Annotated in this window: 19 protein-coding genes; 5 read left to right on the top strand and 14 right to left on the bottom strand. The window is 62.5% G+C overall.

Features of this window, described 5'->3' with window-relative positions; all coding sequences use genetic code 11:
- Positions 1 to 55: 55 nt before the first annotated feature.
- From rpsD to GA0004734_RS11780, 4 genes are all read left to right on the top strand, one after another.
- Positions 56 to 673, top strand: a complete 618-nt coding sequence (gene rpsD / locus GA0004734_RS11795) for a 30S ribosomal protein S4 (protein ID WP_092933906.1) — start codon at positions 56 to 58, stop codon at positions 671 to 673.
- Between the two features lie 102 nt (positions 674 to 775).
- Complete coding sequence (locus tag GA0004734_RS11790) at positions 776 to 1720, top strand: glutaminase (protein WP_092933905.1); 945 nt, start codon at positions 776 to 778, stop codon at positions 1718 to 1720.
- Positions 1721 to 1928: 208 nt separating this feature from the next.
- Entirely contained in the window at positions 1929 to 2735 is an 807-nt protein-coding gene (gene ttcA, locus GA0004734_RS11785) for a tRNA 2-thiocytidine(32) synthetase TtcA (RefSeq protein ID WP_092936236.1), read from the top strand.
- The gene (locus GA0004734_RS11780) at positions 2732 to 3559 is read left to right on the top strand and encodes an inositol monophosphatase family protein (RefSeq protein WP_092933903.1); all 828 of its coding nucleotides are present in this window, start codon (positions 2732 to 2734) and stop codon (positions 3557 to 3559) included. The genes ttcA and GA0004734_RS11780 overlap by 4 nt, the downstream gene beginning before the upstream one ends.
- Before the next feature lie 74 nt (positions 3560 to 3633).
- Here GA0004734_RS11780 and GA0004734_RS11775 read toward each other — a convergent pair whose 3' ends face one another.
- The 8 genes from GA0004734_RS11775 to GA0004734_RS11740 all read right to left on the bottom strand — a co-directional run bounded on the left by GA0004734_RS11775 (position 3634) and on the right by GA0004734_RS11740 (position 12037).
- Positions 3634 to 4911 carry a multidrug effflux MFS transporter gene (locus GA0004734_RS11775; RefSeq protein WP_092933901.1) on the bottom strand — a complete coding sequence of 426 codons (1278 nt, stop codon included), beginning with the start codon at positions 4909 to 4911 and terminating at the stop codon, positions 3634 to 3636.
- A 29-nt stretch (positions 4912 to 4940) separates the two neighbouring features.
- Complete coding sequence (locus GA0004734_RS11770; protein ID WP_175386327.1) at positions 4941 to 6182, bottom strand: multidrug effflux MFS transporter; 1242 nt, start codon at positions 6180 to 6182, stop codon at positions 4941 to 4943.
- A 419-nt stretch (positions 6183 to 6601) separates the two neighbouring features.
- Positions 6602 to 6937 (bottom strand): Grx4 family monothiol glutaredoxin, encoded by a 336-nt coding sequence (grxD, locus tag GA0004734_RS11765; RefSeq protein WP_092933899.1) that lies wholly within the window; start codon positions 6935 to 6937, stop codon positions 6602 to 6604.
- Between the two features lie 167 nt (positions 6938 to 7104).
- Entirely contained in the window at positions 7105 to 7335 is a 231-nt protein-coding gene (locus tag GA0004734_RS11760) for a hypothetical protein (RefSeq protein WP_092933897.1), read from the bottom strand.
- Positions 7336 to 7339: 4 nt separating this feature from the next.
- The gene (locus GA0004734_RS11755) at positions 7340 to 7573 is read right to left on the bottom strand and encodes a BolA/IbaG family iron-sulfur metabolism protein (RefSeq protein WP_062593005.1); all 234 of its coding nucleotides are present in this window, start codon (positions 7571 to 7573) and stop codon (positions 7340 to 7342) included.
- Between the two features lie 59 nt (positions 7574 to 7632).
- Complete coding sequence (gene purL / locus GA0004734_RS11750) at positions 7633 to 9864, bottom strand: phosphoribosylformylglycinamidine synthase subunit PurL (RefSeq protein ID WP_092933896.1); 2232 nt, start codon at positions 9862 to 9864, stop codon at positions 7633 to 7635.
- Positions 9865 to 9967: 103 nt separating this feature from the next.
- Positions 9968 to 10561 carry an acyloxyacyl hydrolase gene (locus tag GA0004734_RS11745; RefSeq protein WP_092933894.1) on the bottom strand — a complete coding sequence of 198 codons (594 nt, stop codon included), beginning with the start codon at positions 10559 to 10561 and terminating at the stop codon, positions 9968 to 9970.
- Positions 10562 to 10627: 66 nt separating this feature from the next.
- The gene (locus GA0004734_RS11740; RefSeq protein WP_092933892.1) at positions 10628 to 12037 is read right to left on the bottom strand and encodes an aminotransferase-like domain-containing protein; all 1410 of its coding nucleotides are present in this window, start codon (positions 12035 to 12037) and stop codon (positions 10628 to 10630) included.
- A gap of 218 nt (positions 12038 to 12255) precedes the next feature.
- On the opposite strand from GA0004734_RS11740, the gene GA0004734_RS26770 reads away from it, so the two are divergent.
- Positions 12256 to 12399: a DUF1127 domain-containing protein gene (locus tag GA0004734_RS26770; protein WP_348626089.1), complete on the top strand. Its 144-nt coding sequence runs from the start codon at positions 12256 to 12258 to the stop codon at positions 12397 to 12399.
- A gap of 64 nt (positions 12400 to 12463) precedes the next feature.
- Here GA0004734_RS26770 and GA0004734_RS11730 read toward each other — a convergent pair whose 3' ends face one another.
- The 6 genes from GA0004734_RS11730 to GA0004734_RS26285 form a co-directional block, all read right to left on the bottom strand.
- Complete coding sequence (locus GA0004734_RS11730; protein WP_092933889.1) at positions 12464 to 12853, bottom strand: hypothetical protein; 390 nt, start codon at positions 12851 to 12853, stop codon at positions 12464 to 12466.
- Between the two features lie 82 nt (positions 12854 to 12935).
- Entirely contained in the window at positions 12936 to 13607 is a 672-nt protein-coding gene (gene purQ / locus GA0004734_RS11725) for a phosphoribosylformylglycinamidine synthase subunit PurQ (protein WP_092933887.1), read from the bottom strand.
- Complete coding sequence (locus GA0004734_RS11720) at positions 13604 to 13861, bottom strand: hypothetical protein (protein WP_092933885.1); 258 nt, start codon at positions 13859 to 13861, stop codon at positions 13604 to 13606. The genes purQ and GA0004734_RS11720 overlap by 4 nt, the downstream gene beginning before the upstream one ends.
- A gap of 18 nt (positions 13862 to 13879) precedes the next feature.
- Positions 13880 to 14122: a phosphoribosylformylglycinamidine synthase subunit PurS gene (gene purS / locus GA0004734_RS11715; protein ID WP_092933883.1), complete on the bottom strand. Its 243-nt coding sequence runs from the start codon at positions 14120 to 14122 to the stop codon at positions 13880 to 13882.
- Positions 14123 to 14165: 43 nt separating this feature from the next.
- Complete coding sequence (gene purC, locus GA0004734_RS11710; protein WP_092933881.1) at positions 14166 to 14930, bottom strand: phosphoribosylaminoimidazolesuccinocarboxamide synthase; 765 nt, start codon at positions 14928 to 14930, stop codon at positions 14166 to 14168.
- Positions 14931 to 15119: 189 nt separating this feature from the next.
- Positions 15120 to 16340 carry a putative bifunctional diguanylate cyclase/phosphodiesterase gene (locus tag GA0004734_RS26285; RefSeq protein ID WP_280949514.1) on the bottom strand — a complete coding sequence of 407 codons (1221 nt, stop codon included), beginning with the start codon at positions 16338 to 16340 and terminating at the stop codon, positions 15120 to 15122.
- Positions 16341 to 16401: the final 61 nt, after the last annotated feature.

Genomic DNA, 16401 nt, shown 5'->3' with positions numbered 1-16401 from the left:
GTTTCCTTCATCCTGTCTGGCAACAAGCGGGTGCAACGTTCTGAAAGGAAATGCGATGAGCAAGCGCGAATCGTCCAAGTACAAAATCGACCGCCGTATGGGCGAGAACATCTGGGGTCGTCCGAAGTCCCCGGTGAACCGCCGCGAATACGGCCCCGGCCAGCACGGCCAGCGTCGCAAGTCCAAGCTTTCGGACTTCGGTGTTCAGCTGCGCGCCAAGCAGAAGCTCAAGGGCTACTACGGCGACATCCGCGAGAAGCAGTTCCGCGCGACCTACGACGAAGCCAACCGCCGCAAGGGTGACACTTCGGAGAACCTGATCGGTCTGCTCGAATCGCGTCTCGACGCGATCGTGTATCGCGCCAAGTTCGTTCCCACGGTCTTTGCTGCCCGTCAGTTCGTCAACCACGGCCACGTCACGGTCAACGGCGTTCGCGTCAACATCGGTTCCTATCGCTGCAAGGTCGGCGACGTCATCGAAGTTCGCGAAAAGTCCAAGCAGCTCGTCTCCGTTCTCGAAGCCGTCGGCCTCGCAGAGCGTGACGTTCCCGACTACATCGAAGTCGATCACAACAAGATGGTTGCGACCTTCGCACGCATCCCGTTCCTTGCAGACGTGCCTTACGCCGTCATCATGGAACCGAACCTCGTCGTCGAATTCTATTCGCGATAAGCTTTTGGGCAGGCTTCGGCCTTGCACATTCCGGAAAAAGCCGCTCCATTCGGGGCGGCTTTTTTCATGCGAAGAACCGCCTGGCAACGACGTGAGGACCCCATGTCGGATACGGAACATCTCGATCTCCAGTCGGTGCTCGATGACATCTATGCGGCAGTCGAGCCGCGGCGCGGCGAGGGGAAGGTCGCGGACTACATTCCGCAGCTCGCCCGTATCGATCCGAAGAGCTTCGGCATGGCAATCGTTACGGTCGATGGTAAGGTTTTTTCGGTCGGTGATGCCGCTGTTCCCTTTTCGATTCAAAGTATTTCCAAGGTCTTCACGCTGACGCTGGCGCTCGGCAAGCATGGCGAGCGCTTGTGGAAGCGGGTAGGGCGCGAGCCGTCCGGTTCCGCCTTCAACTCGATCGTGCAACTGGAGCATGAGGGCGGAAAGCCGCGCAATCCCTTCATCAATGCCGGCGCCATCACCATCAGCGACCTCATTCTTGCCGGCCACACGCCGCGGGAGGTGATCGGCGAGATTCTGCGGTTCATGCGGATGCTGGCCGATGACGAGGATATCTCGATCGATCCGCAGGTGGCGAAATCGGAGGCCGCGACGGGTTTTCGCAATGCGGCGCTCGCCAATTTCATGCGATCCTTCGGAAAGCTCGATCATCCCGTGGAGCATGTGCTCGGGGTCTATTTCCACCACTGCGCCATTGCGATGACCTGCGTGCAGCTTGCCAAAGCCGGCCTCTTCCTCGCCAATAACGGGCAGCAGCCGGGCACGGGGCATTCCATCGTGTCGCGCCAGCGGGCGCGGCGCATCAACGCGCTGATGCTCACCTGCGGCCACTACGACGGCTCCGGCGATTTCGCCTATCATGTCGGCCTTCCCGGCAAGAGCGGCGTGGGTGGCGGCATCATGGCTGTGGCGCCGGGAAAGGCCTCCGTTGCCGTCTGGTCGCCAGGACTGAACGAAAATGGCAATTCGCAGCTCGGCTCGCTGGCGCTGGAAATGCTGGCAAACCGCACGGGATGGTCGGTGTTCGGCGCGTAACACGCGCGTCGGATCGATTTGTCTTGATCTTGACACGTCGGGCGGGCATGGCAGGCCATTCAAACGTCCGCGTGCCTATCGGCCTCTTGCCGAAGAGCCTCTGCCGGAAAGCGCCTCGATGACACCTGATTCCATGCTTCACACAGAGACTGCCGCGCGTCCGTCGATCGAGGAAACGCCTGCCGATCTGCCGGCGATCTTTCGCGGCATGCCGGACAGTGTCAGCTTCAACAAGCTGCGCAAGCGTCTGCTGCGCAATATCCGCCAGGCGATCGACGATTTCGGGATGCTGAACGGGCAGAAGCGCTGGCTGATCGGCGTGTCCGGCGGCAAGGACAGTTACAGCCTGCTGGCGCTGTTGATCGACCTGCAATGGCGCGGCCTGCTGCCGGTCGAGCTGATTGCCTGCAATCTGGATCAGGGGCAACCGAACTTTCCCAAGCACATCTTGCCGGCGTATCTTGCTTCCATCGGCGTGCGACATCGCATCGAATATCGCGACACCTATTCGATCGTGAAGGAGAAGGTGCCGGCGGGGGGTACCTATTGCGCGCTCTGTTCGCGTCTGCGGCGCGGCAATCTCTACCGGATCGCCCGCGAGGAGGGCTGCGACGCGCTCGTTCTCGGCCATCACCGGGAGGACATTCTCGAGACATTCTTCATGAACTTCTTCCATGGCGGGCGGCTGGCGACGATGCCGGCGAAGCTCGTCAACGACGAGGGCGACCTGACGGTGCTCCGGCCGCTGGCCTATGCGGCGGAAGACGATCTGGCGAAATTCGCCGCTGCCATGCAGTTCCCGATCATCCCTTGCGACCTCTGCGGCTCGCAGGACGGGCTGGAGCGCAATGCGATGAAGGCGATGCTGGCAGACATCGAGGCCCGCATGCCCGGCCGCAAGGACACGATGCTGCGCGCGCTCGGCCATGCCAACCCGTCGCATTTGCTCGACCCGAAGCTTTTCGACTTCCAGTCGCTGACGACGCAACCTACAGGAACGGAGCCTCTTTCATGACCCGCGAGATCGACATTGCCGGACTGGCCAATCTGCTGCAGGAGGCCGCCGCAGTCGAAATCATGCCGCGCTTCCGCAACCTTTCGAGCGGCGACGTCAGGATGAAGACGGAGGCGATCGACCTCGTCACCGAGGCCGACGAAGCGGCGGAACGGCTGATCAAGGCCCGAATCGGCGATGTCGTTCCCGGCGCGCTGTTCATCGGCGAGGAATCCGTCTCGGCCGATCCGGCGCTTCTGGACAAGCTTGCCGACGCCGACCTCGCCGTGATCGTCGATCCGATCGACGGCACGTTCAACTATGCCGCCGGCATGCCGCTGTTCGGGGTGATGGCGAGCGTGGTCGCCGGCGGCGAGACGATCGCCGGCATCATCTACGATCCCATGGGCAATGACTGGGTGATTGCCGAGAAGGGCGCAGGCGCATGGCTTTGCCGCGCGGACGGGTCTCAGGACCAGCTCTCGGTAACCCCTGCGCCGACGACGCTGGACGATTTCGTCGGCTGCGCGTCCACCGGTTTCTACGCGCCGGATGCGCGGCGCACCGTCATGGGCAACATGGCGAGCGTTCGGATTGCGACCAGCTACCGCTGCGCGGCGCACGAGTACCGCGCCTTTTCCGCCGGGCACTTCCACTTCCTCATGTACCAGAAGCTGATGCCGTGGGATCATCTGGCGGGTTGCCTGATCGCGGAAGAGGCTGGCGCCTATGTCCGGCGTTTCGATGGCTCTCCCTACCAGCCGCAGCATCTCGACGGCGGCCTGCTGGTCACGTCCGACGAGGCCAGCTGGCACCTTCTCCGGCAGAAGGTTTTCACGATCTGATATCTATCGAGGTCTTCGATACCAAAAGGGCGGCCACTGGCCGCCCTTTCCGATTCTACTGCTGAGGTTGTTCGTCAATGGCCGCCCATGCCGGGCTCCATCTCCGGTTCGTCGCCGGGGTGGGTGAAGAGCTGTCCGCGTTCGGCCCAGAGCACGGCGAGGATGGTGAAGAGGCCGAAGAGCGCGAAGCCGACGAAGAGCGGGCGCACCGTCCCGTCGAACATCTGCCCGATCATGCCGCCGAGGATCGCGCCGCCGGTGGTGGAGACGAAGCCGGTGACCGCCGTGGCCGTTCCCGCGATATGGCCCATTGGCTCAAGGCAGATGGCGGTGAAGTTGGTGGTGATGACGGCGAAGAACATCAGCATGATGCTGAGCATCAGGTAGGTGAACAGGAAGGACGGCGTGCCGAAGAAAGCGACGCCGACCGCGAGCAGTCCGAGTGCCGTGAAGATGATCATGCAGGCATGGGAAATGCGGCGCATGCCGAAGCGGCGGACGAAGTAGCCATTCATGAAATTGGCAACCGCGATGCCGGAGGCCGTACCGGCAAAGGCGATCGGCAGCCAGTCACCGAGGCCGTAGACCGTTCCGAATATCTGCTGCACCGTGACGATGAAGGTGCAGATGACGGCGGTGAACAGCGTGAGGCCGAGCATGTAGCCGCAGGTGATGCGGTTGGTGAGGACCGTGCGGAAGCCGCCGGAGATCGCAGCGACCGAGAGGGGGAGCCGCTCGGAAACCGGCAGCGATTCGCGCATGCGCAGGCTCGCCCACACGAACAGGATCGCGCCGATGACGCCGAGCAGAATGAAGATCCAGTGCCAGTCGGCATAGGTGAGCACGGCCTGGCCGAAGGACGGCGCGAGGATCGGCACCAGCATGAAGACGATCATGATGTAGGACATGACCCGCGCCATCTCGCGGCCATCGAAGCAGTCGCGCGTGATCGCCGTGGTGGTGATGCGGATGGCGGCGCCGCCGACGCCCTGTGCGAAGCGGAAGGCGAGGAGGGCCGTGAAACTCTCCGTCCAGGCGGCGGCAAAGGTGGTGACCGTGAAGATGGCGAGGCCGAGCAGCAGGATCGCGCGCCGGCCGAAGGCATCCGCAAGGCTGCCGAACACGAGCTGGGCGAAGCCGAAGCCGAAGAAATAGACCGCGATGACCAGCTGCGCGTCGTTCGGATTGGGCACGTTGAGCGAGCTGGCGATATGCGGCAGAGCCGGGAGCATACTGTCGATGGCAACCGCAATACTCGCCGTCATCAAAGCGATGGTGACGACGAACTCACGGAAGCCAAGCCCGATGCGTTGCGAGCCTTGCGGCAGAGGAGGTTGGGAGGACGTGGACATGGGATCTCGATCTTAAGGGCGGTTGGGGCTCAGCCGGCGGGATGGTGGTGATCGGACGAGAACAGGCGGCCGCGCTCGGCCAGCAGCACGAAGAACAGGCCGATGATGGCGACGGAGAGGAAGCCGAACGCCAGCGGCGTCACCGTGCCGTCGAAGGCCTGACCGATCATGGCGCCGATAAGGGCGCCGCCGATGGTCTGCATGAAGCCGATGACGGAGGAGGCGGTGCCTGCGACATGACCGAGCGGCTCCATGGCCATCGCGTTGAAGTTCGCGCCGATCAGGCCGAACTGGAACATGGCGCTGCCGTAAAGAATGGCGAACAGCCAGAACGGCAGGAAGCCGGCGGCGGAGAACATCGCCCAGACCGCGCTGGCGGCGACGAACAGCAGAAGCGCGATGTGGGAGACCCGGTGCATGCCGTAGCGACCGACAAGGCGCGAATTGGTGAAGGAGGCCACCGCCATGAGGCCCGCGAAACAGGCAAACACCAGCGGGAAGTAATTGCCGAGGCCGAACACGCCGACCATGACCTGCTGGGCCGAATTGATGAAGCCGAACAGCGCGCCGAAGATGAAGGAGATCGACAATGCGTAACAGAGCGCCGTGCGATTGCCGAGAACGATGGCGAAGGAGGTAGAGATACCCTTGATCGTGAAGGGGCGGCGATTCTCCGGCGCAAGCGTTTCCGGCAGGTAGAGCACGACGAGCACGGTCGCGAATAACGCGTAGATGGAGATGACCAGGAAGATCATGTGCCATTCGGCAAACAGCATGACCAGCTGACCGATGCTCGGTGCGATGACGGGCACGACCATGAAGACCATCATGACAAGCGACATGACCTCGGCCATCATGCGCCCGCCATAGATATCGCGGACGATGGAGACGCTGATGACGCGGGTGGCGGCAGCGCCGAGGCCCTGAACGAAGCGCAGAGCGAGCAATGCGCCGAAGCTCGGCACGAAGACGATGGCGAAGGCGCAGAGCGCATAGATCACCAGTCCGGCGATTAGCGGCATCTTGCGCCCGAATCTGTCGGACAGCGGCCCGAAGAAGAGCTGGGCGCTGCCCATGCCGATCAGGTAGGACGTGATCACGAACTGGCGGCTGTTCTCGTCGGCAACGCCGAGGCTCTGGCCGATCTCCTGCAGGCCCGGCAGCATCATGTCGATCGACAGGGCGTTGATCGACATCAGCATGGCCATGATGGCGATGAACTGACCTTTCGACAACGGCATCGCGATAGCGGGTTCCGTGGTGGACGTCATTTTCAAAAGTCCTTCCATCCCGCCGCTTTGCGGCAGGCGATCCGACGGAAGCACGCGGCAGCGCCGCGCATCGGCCGGACGTTCAGCCATAGGTCGTAGCCGAGCCCGAGATCGAGTGATCCTAGGATCATTGGCCCATAGCGCTTTTCAACGAAATCTGCCGGGAACCGGCCATGATGGGAGGCATCACTGCTGTCCCGGTCTGTTTGTGAGAGGACGGATCACCGCATGATTCGCAACCCGAATCAAACATATCGCGGTGCCCGCTGCTTCGGTAGCGCAATCCGGCAACAGCTGCGTGACGACATATCGATCGGCAACTGCCACGGGTTCGCTTTTCGGCCGCTTGTGATGTCGACCCTGAAAACAACGACCCCGGCGCGAGGCCGGGGACCAGATATCTTGCAGAGGAAGCCGGATCAGGCTGAAGCTTTGACCTCGACGCCGTTTTCCTGCAGATGCGTCTGAAGCTCGCCGGCCTGGAACATCTCGCGGACGATATCGCAGCCGCCGATGAACTCGCCCTTGATATAGAGCTGGGGAACCGTCGGCCAGTTCGAATAGTCCTTGATGCCCTGGCGCAGATCCGCATCGGCGAGAATGTTGACGCCTTTGTAGTCGACGCCGAGGTAATCGAGGATCTGCACGACCTGCCCGGAGAAGCCGCACTGCGGAAACTGCGGGGTACCCTTCATGAAGAGCACGATGTCGTTGGTCTTCACCTCGTTGTCGATGAAATCGTGGATGCCGGTCATACTTGAATTCCTTCTCTGTCCCGCTTCAAGGACGGGTGTCGATAACCGTCACATAGCATGGCGCAACGCAGTTTTCACCCATCCTGCTTGAAAAAAGGGCCGGCTTAAAAAAAGGATGGGACCTCCGCATGAAGCGGAAGAAAGGGTGTGACGCCGGAAGATGTGGCTCAGACGCGTTTCTGCTTGCTGCGCGCCGCAGCCGTGCGCTTGCGGCTGACTTGCTTCTTCGGCGCCACCACCTTGATGATGGCATCCTTGACGAGCCCGGTGACGACGCCGGTCGGGGTGCGTGCCTGCCGTCGCGTCCGCTTCGTCGTGCCGGTGCCGCTCTTCTTCAGGATCTCTTTCAAGACCCCGTCTACGACGCCCGACACGAGCATCTTCAACAGACCGGCCATTTGCTCACTCCGGAACCGAGGTTTGAAGGGCAAGGGCGTGAAGCACGCCGCCCATGTTGCCCTGAAGCGCATTGTAGACCATCTGATGCTGCTGCACCCGGCTCTTGCCACGGAAGGCTTCCGCGACGACCTCGGCCGCGTAATGATCCCCGTCTCCGGCGAGATCGCGGATGGTCACCTGCGCGCCGGGAATACCGGTCTTGATCATGTCCTCGATATCGCCCGGTTTCATGGCCATGCGGTGTCCTCCTTGTTCCCGTTAACCCGGTCGGCCGGGGTCCGGTTCATTCTGTGGCTTTATTCGGTCGCGGGCAATTCGCCGGACATGAAGTCAGGGAACCATGATTCATACGCCTTTTGCAATCTCTCGATCGGGACGGGACGGGCCGAGCCGAGCGTGACGGTTGCGCCGCCCGTCTTGCCGATGACGGGGGCGTAAACGCCGCGGATTTCCGCAATATTCTGGATCTCCTCGACATCGTCCGTCTTGACCGTGACGACGTAGCGGGCCTGATCCTCGCCAAAGAAGACGGGAATGGGGTCGCGGCCTTCGACCGGGTCGATCGTGGCGCCGATGTCGGAAGCGATGGCCATTTCGGCGATGGCCAGGGCGAGACCGCCCGATGAACAATCGTGGACCGATGTGACAAGGCGATCACGGATCAACTCGCGGACGAAGTCGCCGGACTTGCGTTCCAGCGCCAGATCCACATGCGGCGGCGGGCCATCGGTGCGGCCGTGAATGTCGCGCATGTAGACGGACTGGGCGAGGTGGGTGCCGAGTTCGACCGGTGCGCCGACGAGCAGGATCGTCTGGCCTTCGCCGGCAAAACGGATACGGGCCATCTTCGACCAGTCGTCGATGAGGCCGACGCCGGCAATGGTCGGGGTCGGCAAGATCGCCTGGCCGTGCGTCTCGTTGTAGAGCGAGACATTGCCCGACACGATCGGGAAGTCGAGCGCGAGGCAGGCTTCGCCGATGCCCTTGATGGCGTGAACCAGCTGGCTCATGATCTCCGGCTTCTCCGGGTTGCCGAAATTCAGGTTGTCGGTGGCGGCCAGCGGCAGGGCACCGGTCGCGGTCATGTTGCGCCAGCATTCTGCGACAGCCTGCTTGCCGCCTTCGAAAGCATCGGCCTCGACATAGCGGGGCGTGACGTCGGAGGAGAAGGCGAGCGCCTTCGTCGCATGGCCCTCGACGCGCACGACGCCGGCATCGCCGCCCGGCAGCTGCAACGAGTTGCCCTGGATCAGCGTATCGTACTGCTCGTAGACCCAGCGGCGCGACGCGTTGTTCGGGGATCCCACAAGCTTCAGCAGCGCGTCGGCAATGTCGGCCTGGGGAATGTCATCCGCCGCGAGGGCAGCCGGTACCTTGGCCGGCGTCCAGGGGCGATCATATTCCGGGGCTTCGTCGCCGAGTTCCTTGATCGGAAGGTTGGCGACCTCCTCGCCCTGATGGAGAACGCGGAAGCGCAGGTCGTCCGTGGTCTTGCCGACGATGGCGAAGTCGAGCCCCCATTTGACGAAGATCGCCTTGGCGACCTCTTCCTTGGAGGGCTCGAGAACCATGAGCATGCGCTCCTGGCTTTCCGACAGCATCATTTCATAGGCCGTCATGCGCTCTTCGCGCACCGGTACCTGATCGAGAATCAGCTCGATGCCGAGTCCGCCCTTGGCGCCCATCTCCACGGCCGAGCAGGTAAGGCCGGCGGCACCCATGTCCTGAATGGCGATGACGGCGCCCGTCTTCATCAGTTCGAGGCAGGCCTCCAGCAGGCATTTCTCGGTGAAGGGATCGCCGACCTGGACGGTCGGACGCTTCTCCTCGATCGATTCATCGAATTCCGCCGAGGCCATCGTCGCGCCGCCGACACCGTCGCGACCGGTCTTCGCGCCGAGATAGACGACCGGAAGGCCAACGCCCTTGGCTTCCGACAGGAAGATCGCATCGGTCTTCGCAAGGCCCGCCGCAAACGCGTTGACGAGGATGTTGCCGTTGTAGCGGGCATCGAACTCGACCTCGCCGCCGACCGTGGGAACGCCGAAGGAATTGCCGTAGCCACCGACGCCGGCGACGACGCCCGAGACGAGGTGGCGGGTCTTCGGATGATCCGGTGCACCGAAGCGCAGCGCATTCATGGCTGCGATCGGTCGTGCACCCATGGTGAAGACATCCCGCAGGATTCCGCCGACCCCGGTTGCCGCGCCCTGATAGGGCTCGATGAAGGAAGGGTGATTGTGGCTTTCCATCTTGAAGACGACGCAGTCGCCATCATCGATATCCACCACACCCGCGTTTTCGCCCGGGCCTTGAATAACGCGCGGACCCTTGGTCGGCAGCGTCTTCAGCCACTTCTTGGAGGATTTGTACGAGCAGTGCTCGTTCCACATGGCCGAGAAGATGCCGAGTTCGGTAAAGCTCGGCTCGCGGCCGATCAGATCCAGGATGCGCTGGTATTCGTCCGGCTTCAGGCCGTGGGAGGCGATGAGGTCCGGCGTGATCGGGCGGGCATTTGAGATGGCCATGTGAAGGTTCCCTGAGACGTTGGGCGGTTCTTAGCCGAAGCCCGCCTGTCGCGCGACAGGAAAATGCCCTGGGAATGTTGCCGAATGACGGGAAAATTCGTTTTCAGAATTGATAACCGACCATCAGGCCTGCCCGCGTGAAGCCGCCGTTCGGGCCGTCGCAGAGCTTTGCGTGAGAGGCGTGTTCAACCTGACCGACGAGGCTCCATTTTTCATCGAGGCGATAGCCGACGGCCGCGTATTCATGGAACAGCAACCGGCATCCGAGACGGGGGCCATCCTCACGTGAACTATCGAGATTGCCATCATGCACAAGGCCGCCGAAGCCGGCGTCGAGAAAGAGCTGGGGGCTGACGTCGAAGGTCCAGTTCAGGCCGGCAAAAGCCAAGTTGGCGCCGCTGCCCGTGCCGATCTCCCCGCCGACATGGACTCGCGGGCGGGCCAGCGCATCCCGCCAACCGGTGGCCGTGTCGCGGTCGAACGGATCGAAGAACAGGGTGGCCGCGGGGAAGGCGCCGTCTTCGTGCAGGTTGCCATCGGCAATGGAAGCCGTTGCGCCAAAGCGCAACTCATCGAAGGTGCCGTCACCGGCGGAGGCCGGCAGTGCAAAGCCAAGCTGCCCGCTGACGAGAAGAAGACGGGCCAGCGCCACGGGGCGGCGGCTCGGCTTCGGCTGGGTGTTGCCGGCAGGAATCATTTTGGTATCCACGCTTACGAAGGTCGTCCGTGGACTGAAGCAGGTCTGTCTTGCGGGAAGCTTGCCTCAGCTGGCGCTGTCGTAGCCGGCAAGGCCGCCGTCGAGAACGTTCCGGAGTTGGTGGAACCCCCGACGGACATCCTCACGTCCGTGATTCGAAAAAGCGATTCGGACCCGGTGGTGCACCTTGTCGGAGCGTCCCGCCTTGAACTCGTCCTCGCCGTCGATCAACACGCCGGCCTCGAAGGCGGCTGCCTTGAACGTGCCCGCCAGCCAAGGCTCGGGCAATTGCAGCCAGAGGAAGGGGATCTGGGGGAGGGACCGGAAATCGTGTCCGCTGAGGATGTCGCGGGCGAGAGCCTCCCGTGCCTCCAGTTCCGCAACGACGCGGCCGAGGATGCCTTTCGCCTCGCCTGACAGAACCAGCCTTGCGGCGCATTCCGCGAGCAGGAAGGCGGTGCCGCCTGTCAGCATCTTGTGGGCGATCTTCACGCGGGCGGCGAAATGCTGCGGGCAGGAAACCCAGCCGCCGCGAACGCCGGGTGCGACGGACTTCGACAGGCCGGACACGACGAAGGTTCGCTCTGGCGCGAGGGCAGCGAGCATCGGCTGGGTATCGTTCGTGAGAATACCGTAGATGTCGTCCTCTATGAGGAGGACATTGTGCCGGCGCGCGATGGCGGCGATCGCCTGACGGCGCGTACGGTCCATCGTGGCCAGCGTGGGATTTTGCAGGGTCGGCATCAGGAAGACGACCGCCGGATGCTGCTGCTGGCAGATCCGCTCGAAATCCTCCGGCACAAGGCCCTGCGCATCGGTTTCCCCGGCGAGGATGCGCCGGCCCATGAGGCTGAGGGCACGGGCGACCTGGCTGTAGGTCATGTTTTCGAACAGGATCCGGTCACCCGGAGCCGTGACCGCGGTAACGACGGAGACGATGGCGGCATGGGCGCCCTGCGTAACGACGATACCCTCGACATCCGGCGCCCAGCCGGCGCGTGCCATCCACGCAGCGCCCGCCTCCTGCCAGTGCGTCAGCGCCGAGCGGGTGTAATCGGCAACATCCGTCGGATGGTCGGCCACGACCTGCGCCAGGATCTCCTGAATAACGTTTGCCTGCCCGACATGGGGTGCGCCGGTCGCATCGAATCGCAGCTTTCCTGTCGGCGCCTCGAAGGGGCGTGTGCCGGCTAAGGATTTCATCGAATCGGACGTCGTGTCGGTCGTGGTTTTCCGTTCGCGAACATAGGTGCCGCGTCCGACCTCGCCGGCCACCAGCCCGCGTTCGTGCACGAGGGCATAGGCACGGCTGACGGTGCCGAGGGTTACGCCGATGTCGAAGGCAAGGTTGCGCTGTGCCGGCAGCTTTTCACCGGGCGGCAAGGCGCCGCTGTCGATCGCAGCCTCGATGGATTGCGCGAGCTTGAGATAGAGCGGTCCGTCGCCGGCCGAGAGATCAGGAAGCCAATTTGTCATGGTGACAATAATGACATTGCTCGATTGTCTTTGTCAATTGTACCCATTGATTTAAAGCTACTTTGCAGCACTTGGAGACGATCATCATGTCGATCAGTCAGTATAATGATACAATCGGAACAATTTATCCCGATGGTTTCGAACGAGAACGGTTGTTCCGGTCGAGTGGCGACATGGTTTCGCCGCCGAGCCCGATCAGGTGCGGCTTTTTCGGACGGATGACGGAAAGATTTGCCGAATGGCGGATGAAGCGTGCGGGACGGCTCGTGCTCAGGGATCTGACGGACGATCAGCTGAACGATATCGGCCTGACGCGCTGGGAGGTTCGTGAGGAGCTTGGCAAGTCGTATTTCATCGAGTGAGTGCCGGCGGCCGTATCGTCAGTCAGCACGTCGCTCGATGCATGAGGGCCGGCGCGCGACGGGATCAGCAGCCTTTGTCGCCGGCCATCCAGCGCTTGATGTCGCTTGTCATGCGTGTGCCGACCGGTTCGCTGAACAGAGGACCGAAGGCGTCGACCTTGGCCGGATGGCCTTCGGCCTGGATGACGGCGAGCGGGCGGGCTTCAGGATTGTTGCGCTTGACGAGCAGGATGCGCGGGCGACCGGAGAAGGAATTGAGTTCCGGCGCCAGGCGGTAGGACTTGAACGCGGCGTCCCCCGACTTGAACCAGCAGGCATTGGCGCTGAGCGCGATGCGCTCCATCGTCGGCAGCGCCGCGACGTTGCGGACCGGTGCTGGTTCCGGTGCCGACTGGCAGCCGGACAGGAGAGCCGCAATGGCGGCAGCGATGGAGGACAGGCAGGCAGGATTCATCGCTGGATCTCGATACGGGGCTGGATCTCGATATGGGTCCGGCTACGCCGGAAGCTGTGTCGGAAAGAATCGCGGCCGATGTTCAGGCCGCGATGACGTCGAGAGCCGAGGCGAACAGGGCGCGACCGTCCGAGCCGCCATGCGCGGCTTCGATCAGGTTTTCCGGATGCGGCATCATGCCGAGGACATTGCCACGGGCATTGGTAACGGCCGCGATGTCGTTCATCGAGCCGTTGGGATTGGTGCCGGCGGCATAGCGGAAGACGACCTGCCCACTGCCTTCGATCTCCTTCAGCGTTTCCGTATCGGCGAAGTAGTTGCCGTCGTGATGGGCGACCGGGCAGCGGATGATCTGACCTTCCGCGTAGGCGCGGGTGAAGTCCGTCGAAGCGTTGACAACTTCGAGCTTGATCTCCTTGCAGACAAACTTCAGCGAGGCATTGCGCATCAGCGCCCCTGGCAGCAGGCCGGCTTCGAGCAGGATCTGGAAGCCGTTGCAGACGCCGAGCACGCGGACGCCCTGTTCGGCCTTCGCCTTGATCGCCTGCATGACGGGCATGCGGGCGGCAATGGCGCCGCAGCGGAGGTAATCGCCATAAGAGAAACCGCCGGGAATGACGATCAGATCGACATCCGGAATTTCGGTTTCCGTCTGCCAGATGGTCACCGGCGGCTTGCCGGAAATCATGGTCAGGGCGGTGATCATGTCACGGTCGCGGTTGAGACCGGGGAGCTGAACGACGGCGGACTTCATGGATGCGGATCGAACCTTGCCTGTGCCTCGGCAAGCTCGCGCAGCTCGAGGCGGTTTTCAATGCGGTCGAGACGGGTCTCGTGGCGTCCGAGGACGCCGTAGATGTTGTGAATGTCCTGCTGAACGGAAACGAGCGTGCCACGCATGCTTTGCATTTCGCTCTTCAGTTCCGTCACGGCGTGCCTGATGTGCGATATATCGCCATTCATCCGCTTGAGGAGTTCATACATCAGTTCGTTCGTGACGTTCGTCATGCCACTCTCCCGCAACCTTCAGTCGAGGGAGATAGTATAGTTCTCGATCACGGTGTTTGCCAACAGCTTATCGCACATGGCCTTTACGTCGGTTTCGGCTTTCGCGCGGTCGTCGGTATCGACCTTGAGGTCGAACACTTTGCCTTGGCGAACCTGGCCGATACCTTGAAAACCGAGGGCGCCGAGGGCGCCTTCGATGGCCTTGCCTTGCGGGTCGAGAACGCCGTTCTTGAGCGTTACGGTTACGCGTGCGGTGATCACTTGTTGTTTTCCTCGAAACTGGATGCTCTCGGGTTCTGGCGGCTTACTTGACCAGAACCGGACCGGAACCGCGCGGCGGCTCGTTTTCGTTCATGATGCCGAGACGGCGGGCGACCTCCTGATAGGCTTCGACCAAGCCGCCCATGTCGCGGCGGAACCGGTCCTTGTCCATCTTTTCCTTCGTCACGACGTCCCAGAGGCGGCAGCTGTCGGGCGAAATCTCATCCGCCAGGATGATCCGCATCATGTCGCCTTCGAACAGGCGGCCGCATTCGATCTTGAAATCGACCAGCTGGATGCCGACGCCAAGAAACAGGCCTGTCAGGAAGTCGTTGACGCGGATAGCGAGCGCCATCACGTCGTCGAGCTCCTGCGGGCTTGCCCAGCCGAAGGCCGTGATGTGCTCTTCGGAGACCATGGGGTCATCGAGCGCGTCGGCCTTGTAGTAGAATTCGATGATCGAGCGCGGCAGCACGGTGCCTTCCTCGATGCCAAGGCGCTTGGACAGCGATCCGGCCGCGACATTGCGCACGACGATCTCGAGCGGGATGATCTCGACTTCCTTGATCAACTGCTCGCGCATGTTGAGGCGGCGGATGAAGTGGGTCGGGATGCCGATGCGGTTCAGATGCGTGAAGATATATTCGGAGATGCGGTTGTTCAGTACGCCCTTGCCATCGATGACGTCATGCTTCTTCTTGTTGAAAGCGGTAGCATCGTCCTTGAAGAACTGTATCAGCGTGCCCGGCTCGGGGCCCTCATAGAGGATCTTGGCCTTGCCTTCATAGATTCGGCGGCGACGGTTCATAGACTCTGTCTCATATTGTTGTGGGCGCTGGGAGATGCGCCTTTTCGTTGGTGCAGTCGGGCATGTTTTTCTCCCGGGTCCATAGCGGAAAAGAAAACATTTCACAATCGGCGTCTGATCTCTCCTCTGGAAACACGAGGGTCTATCGGCGCATTGCAGGCCTGCGCCGGCCTCATGGTGGCGGCGGGATCATTCCGCGGCAGGGGGAGAACCTTCCGATGCAAGACCCGTATCAGCGGTTGCCGGCAGGCGCGCGCGCAGGAAGGCTTCTATGTCCCGTGTCGCCATGGGGCGGGCGAGGGCATACCCCTGCAGGACGTCACACCCCATCGTCCGGAGCAGAACGATCTGCGCCTGCGTTTCGACGCCCTCCGCAACGATCTCGATATCGAGCGCGTGGCCCATTTCGATGATCGCGGCAACCAGGCGACGATGGCGTTCGCCGCGCGTCAGCGGGGCGATGAGCGCCCGATCGATCTTCAGTCGCTTCGGGTGAAGGGTGGTCAGCCCGAGGACGGAGGCGTGGCCGGTGCCGAAGTCGTCGATCTCGATGGCGATACCGGCTTTGCGGATGCGATCGATCGCTTTGGACATCTCGTCGTCGAGGGCGTCGAGGAAGATCGATTCGAGCATTTCGAAAACGAAGGTGCCCTTCGGGAAACTCTGAGTCGGGAAGGAAGCGAGCAACTCGGGATCGAGCAGGCGGCGAGCGGAGATGTTGACGGACATACGGGGGACAGCGAGCCCTTCGAGCCTCCAGCGCAGAAAGTCCCCGCAGGCTTTTTCCGCCAGCGACCGGTCGATGCGCCACATCACGTCGATATCTTCGGCAATCTTTAGAAATCGGTCCGGCGCGAGGACCCCGTGCTTCGGATGCTGCCAGCGCGCGAGGGTTTCGACACCGCTGACCTCAAGCGTCTTTGCATCGAACTGCAGCTGGTAGAACGGCAGGAAAGCGTCGTCGTCCAGCCCGCGCAGGATGTCGTCGGCCGTCTGTTTGATCGCGCGGTTTCGATTTTCCAGCTCTGCCGTGAAGAGAACGGTGCGGCTGCCCTTCTGCGCCTTGGCAGAGGATAGGGCAATCGCGGCGTTGATCAGCGCCTGGCGTCCGTCCACATCGTCGCCGGTTCGGGAAAGCCCGATGCTGACGCCGCAGCGACAAAGGTGACCGTCGCAGGGAATGGGTGCTTCGAGGATGCGTATGACCTCCTCTGCGATCCGGGCTGCATTCTCCGAGCGCTCGCCGGCGCCGAGCACGAATGCGAACTCGTCGCCTCCGATGCGCGCGAGCCACTCGTCCTGACGACGCAAAGCCTCGAGCAGGCCGGCGACGTGAACGATGGCGGCGTCGCCCGCCCTATGGCCGAGCGTATCGTTGATCTCCTTGAAGCGGGAGAGGTCGATATGCAGGATGGCGTGGGCGGGACGGGGACCGTCCGGGGGGCCGGGAGGCTATCCAGCCAACGCAGGA

It is taken from the genome of Rhizobium sp. 9140, from assembly GCF_900067135.1.
Classification (GTDB): domain Bacteria; phylum Pseudomonadota; class Alphaproteobacteria; order Rhizobiales; family Rhizobiaceae; genus Ferranicluibacter.
This window is presented reverse-complemented; position numbering and strand designations above follow the sequence as displayed.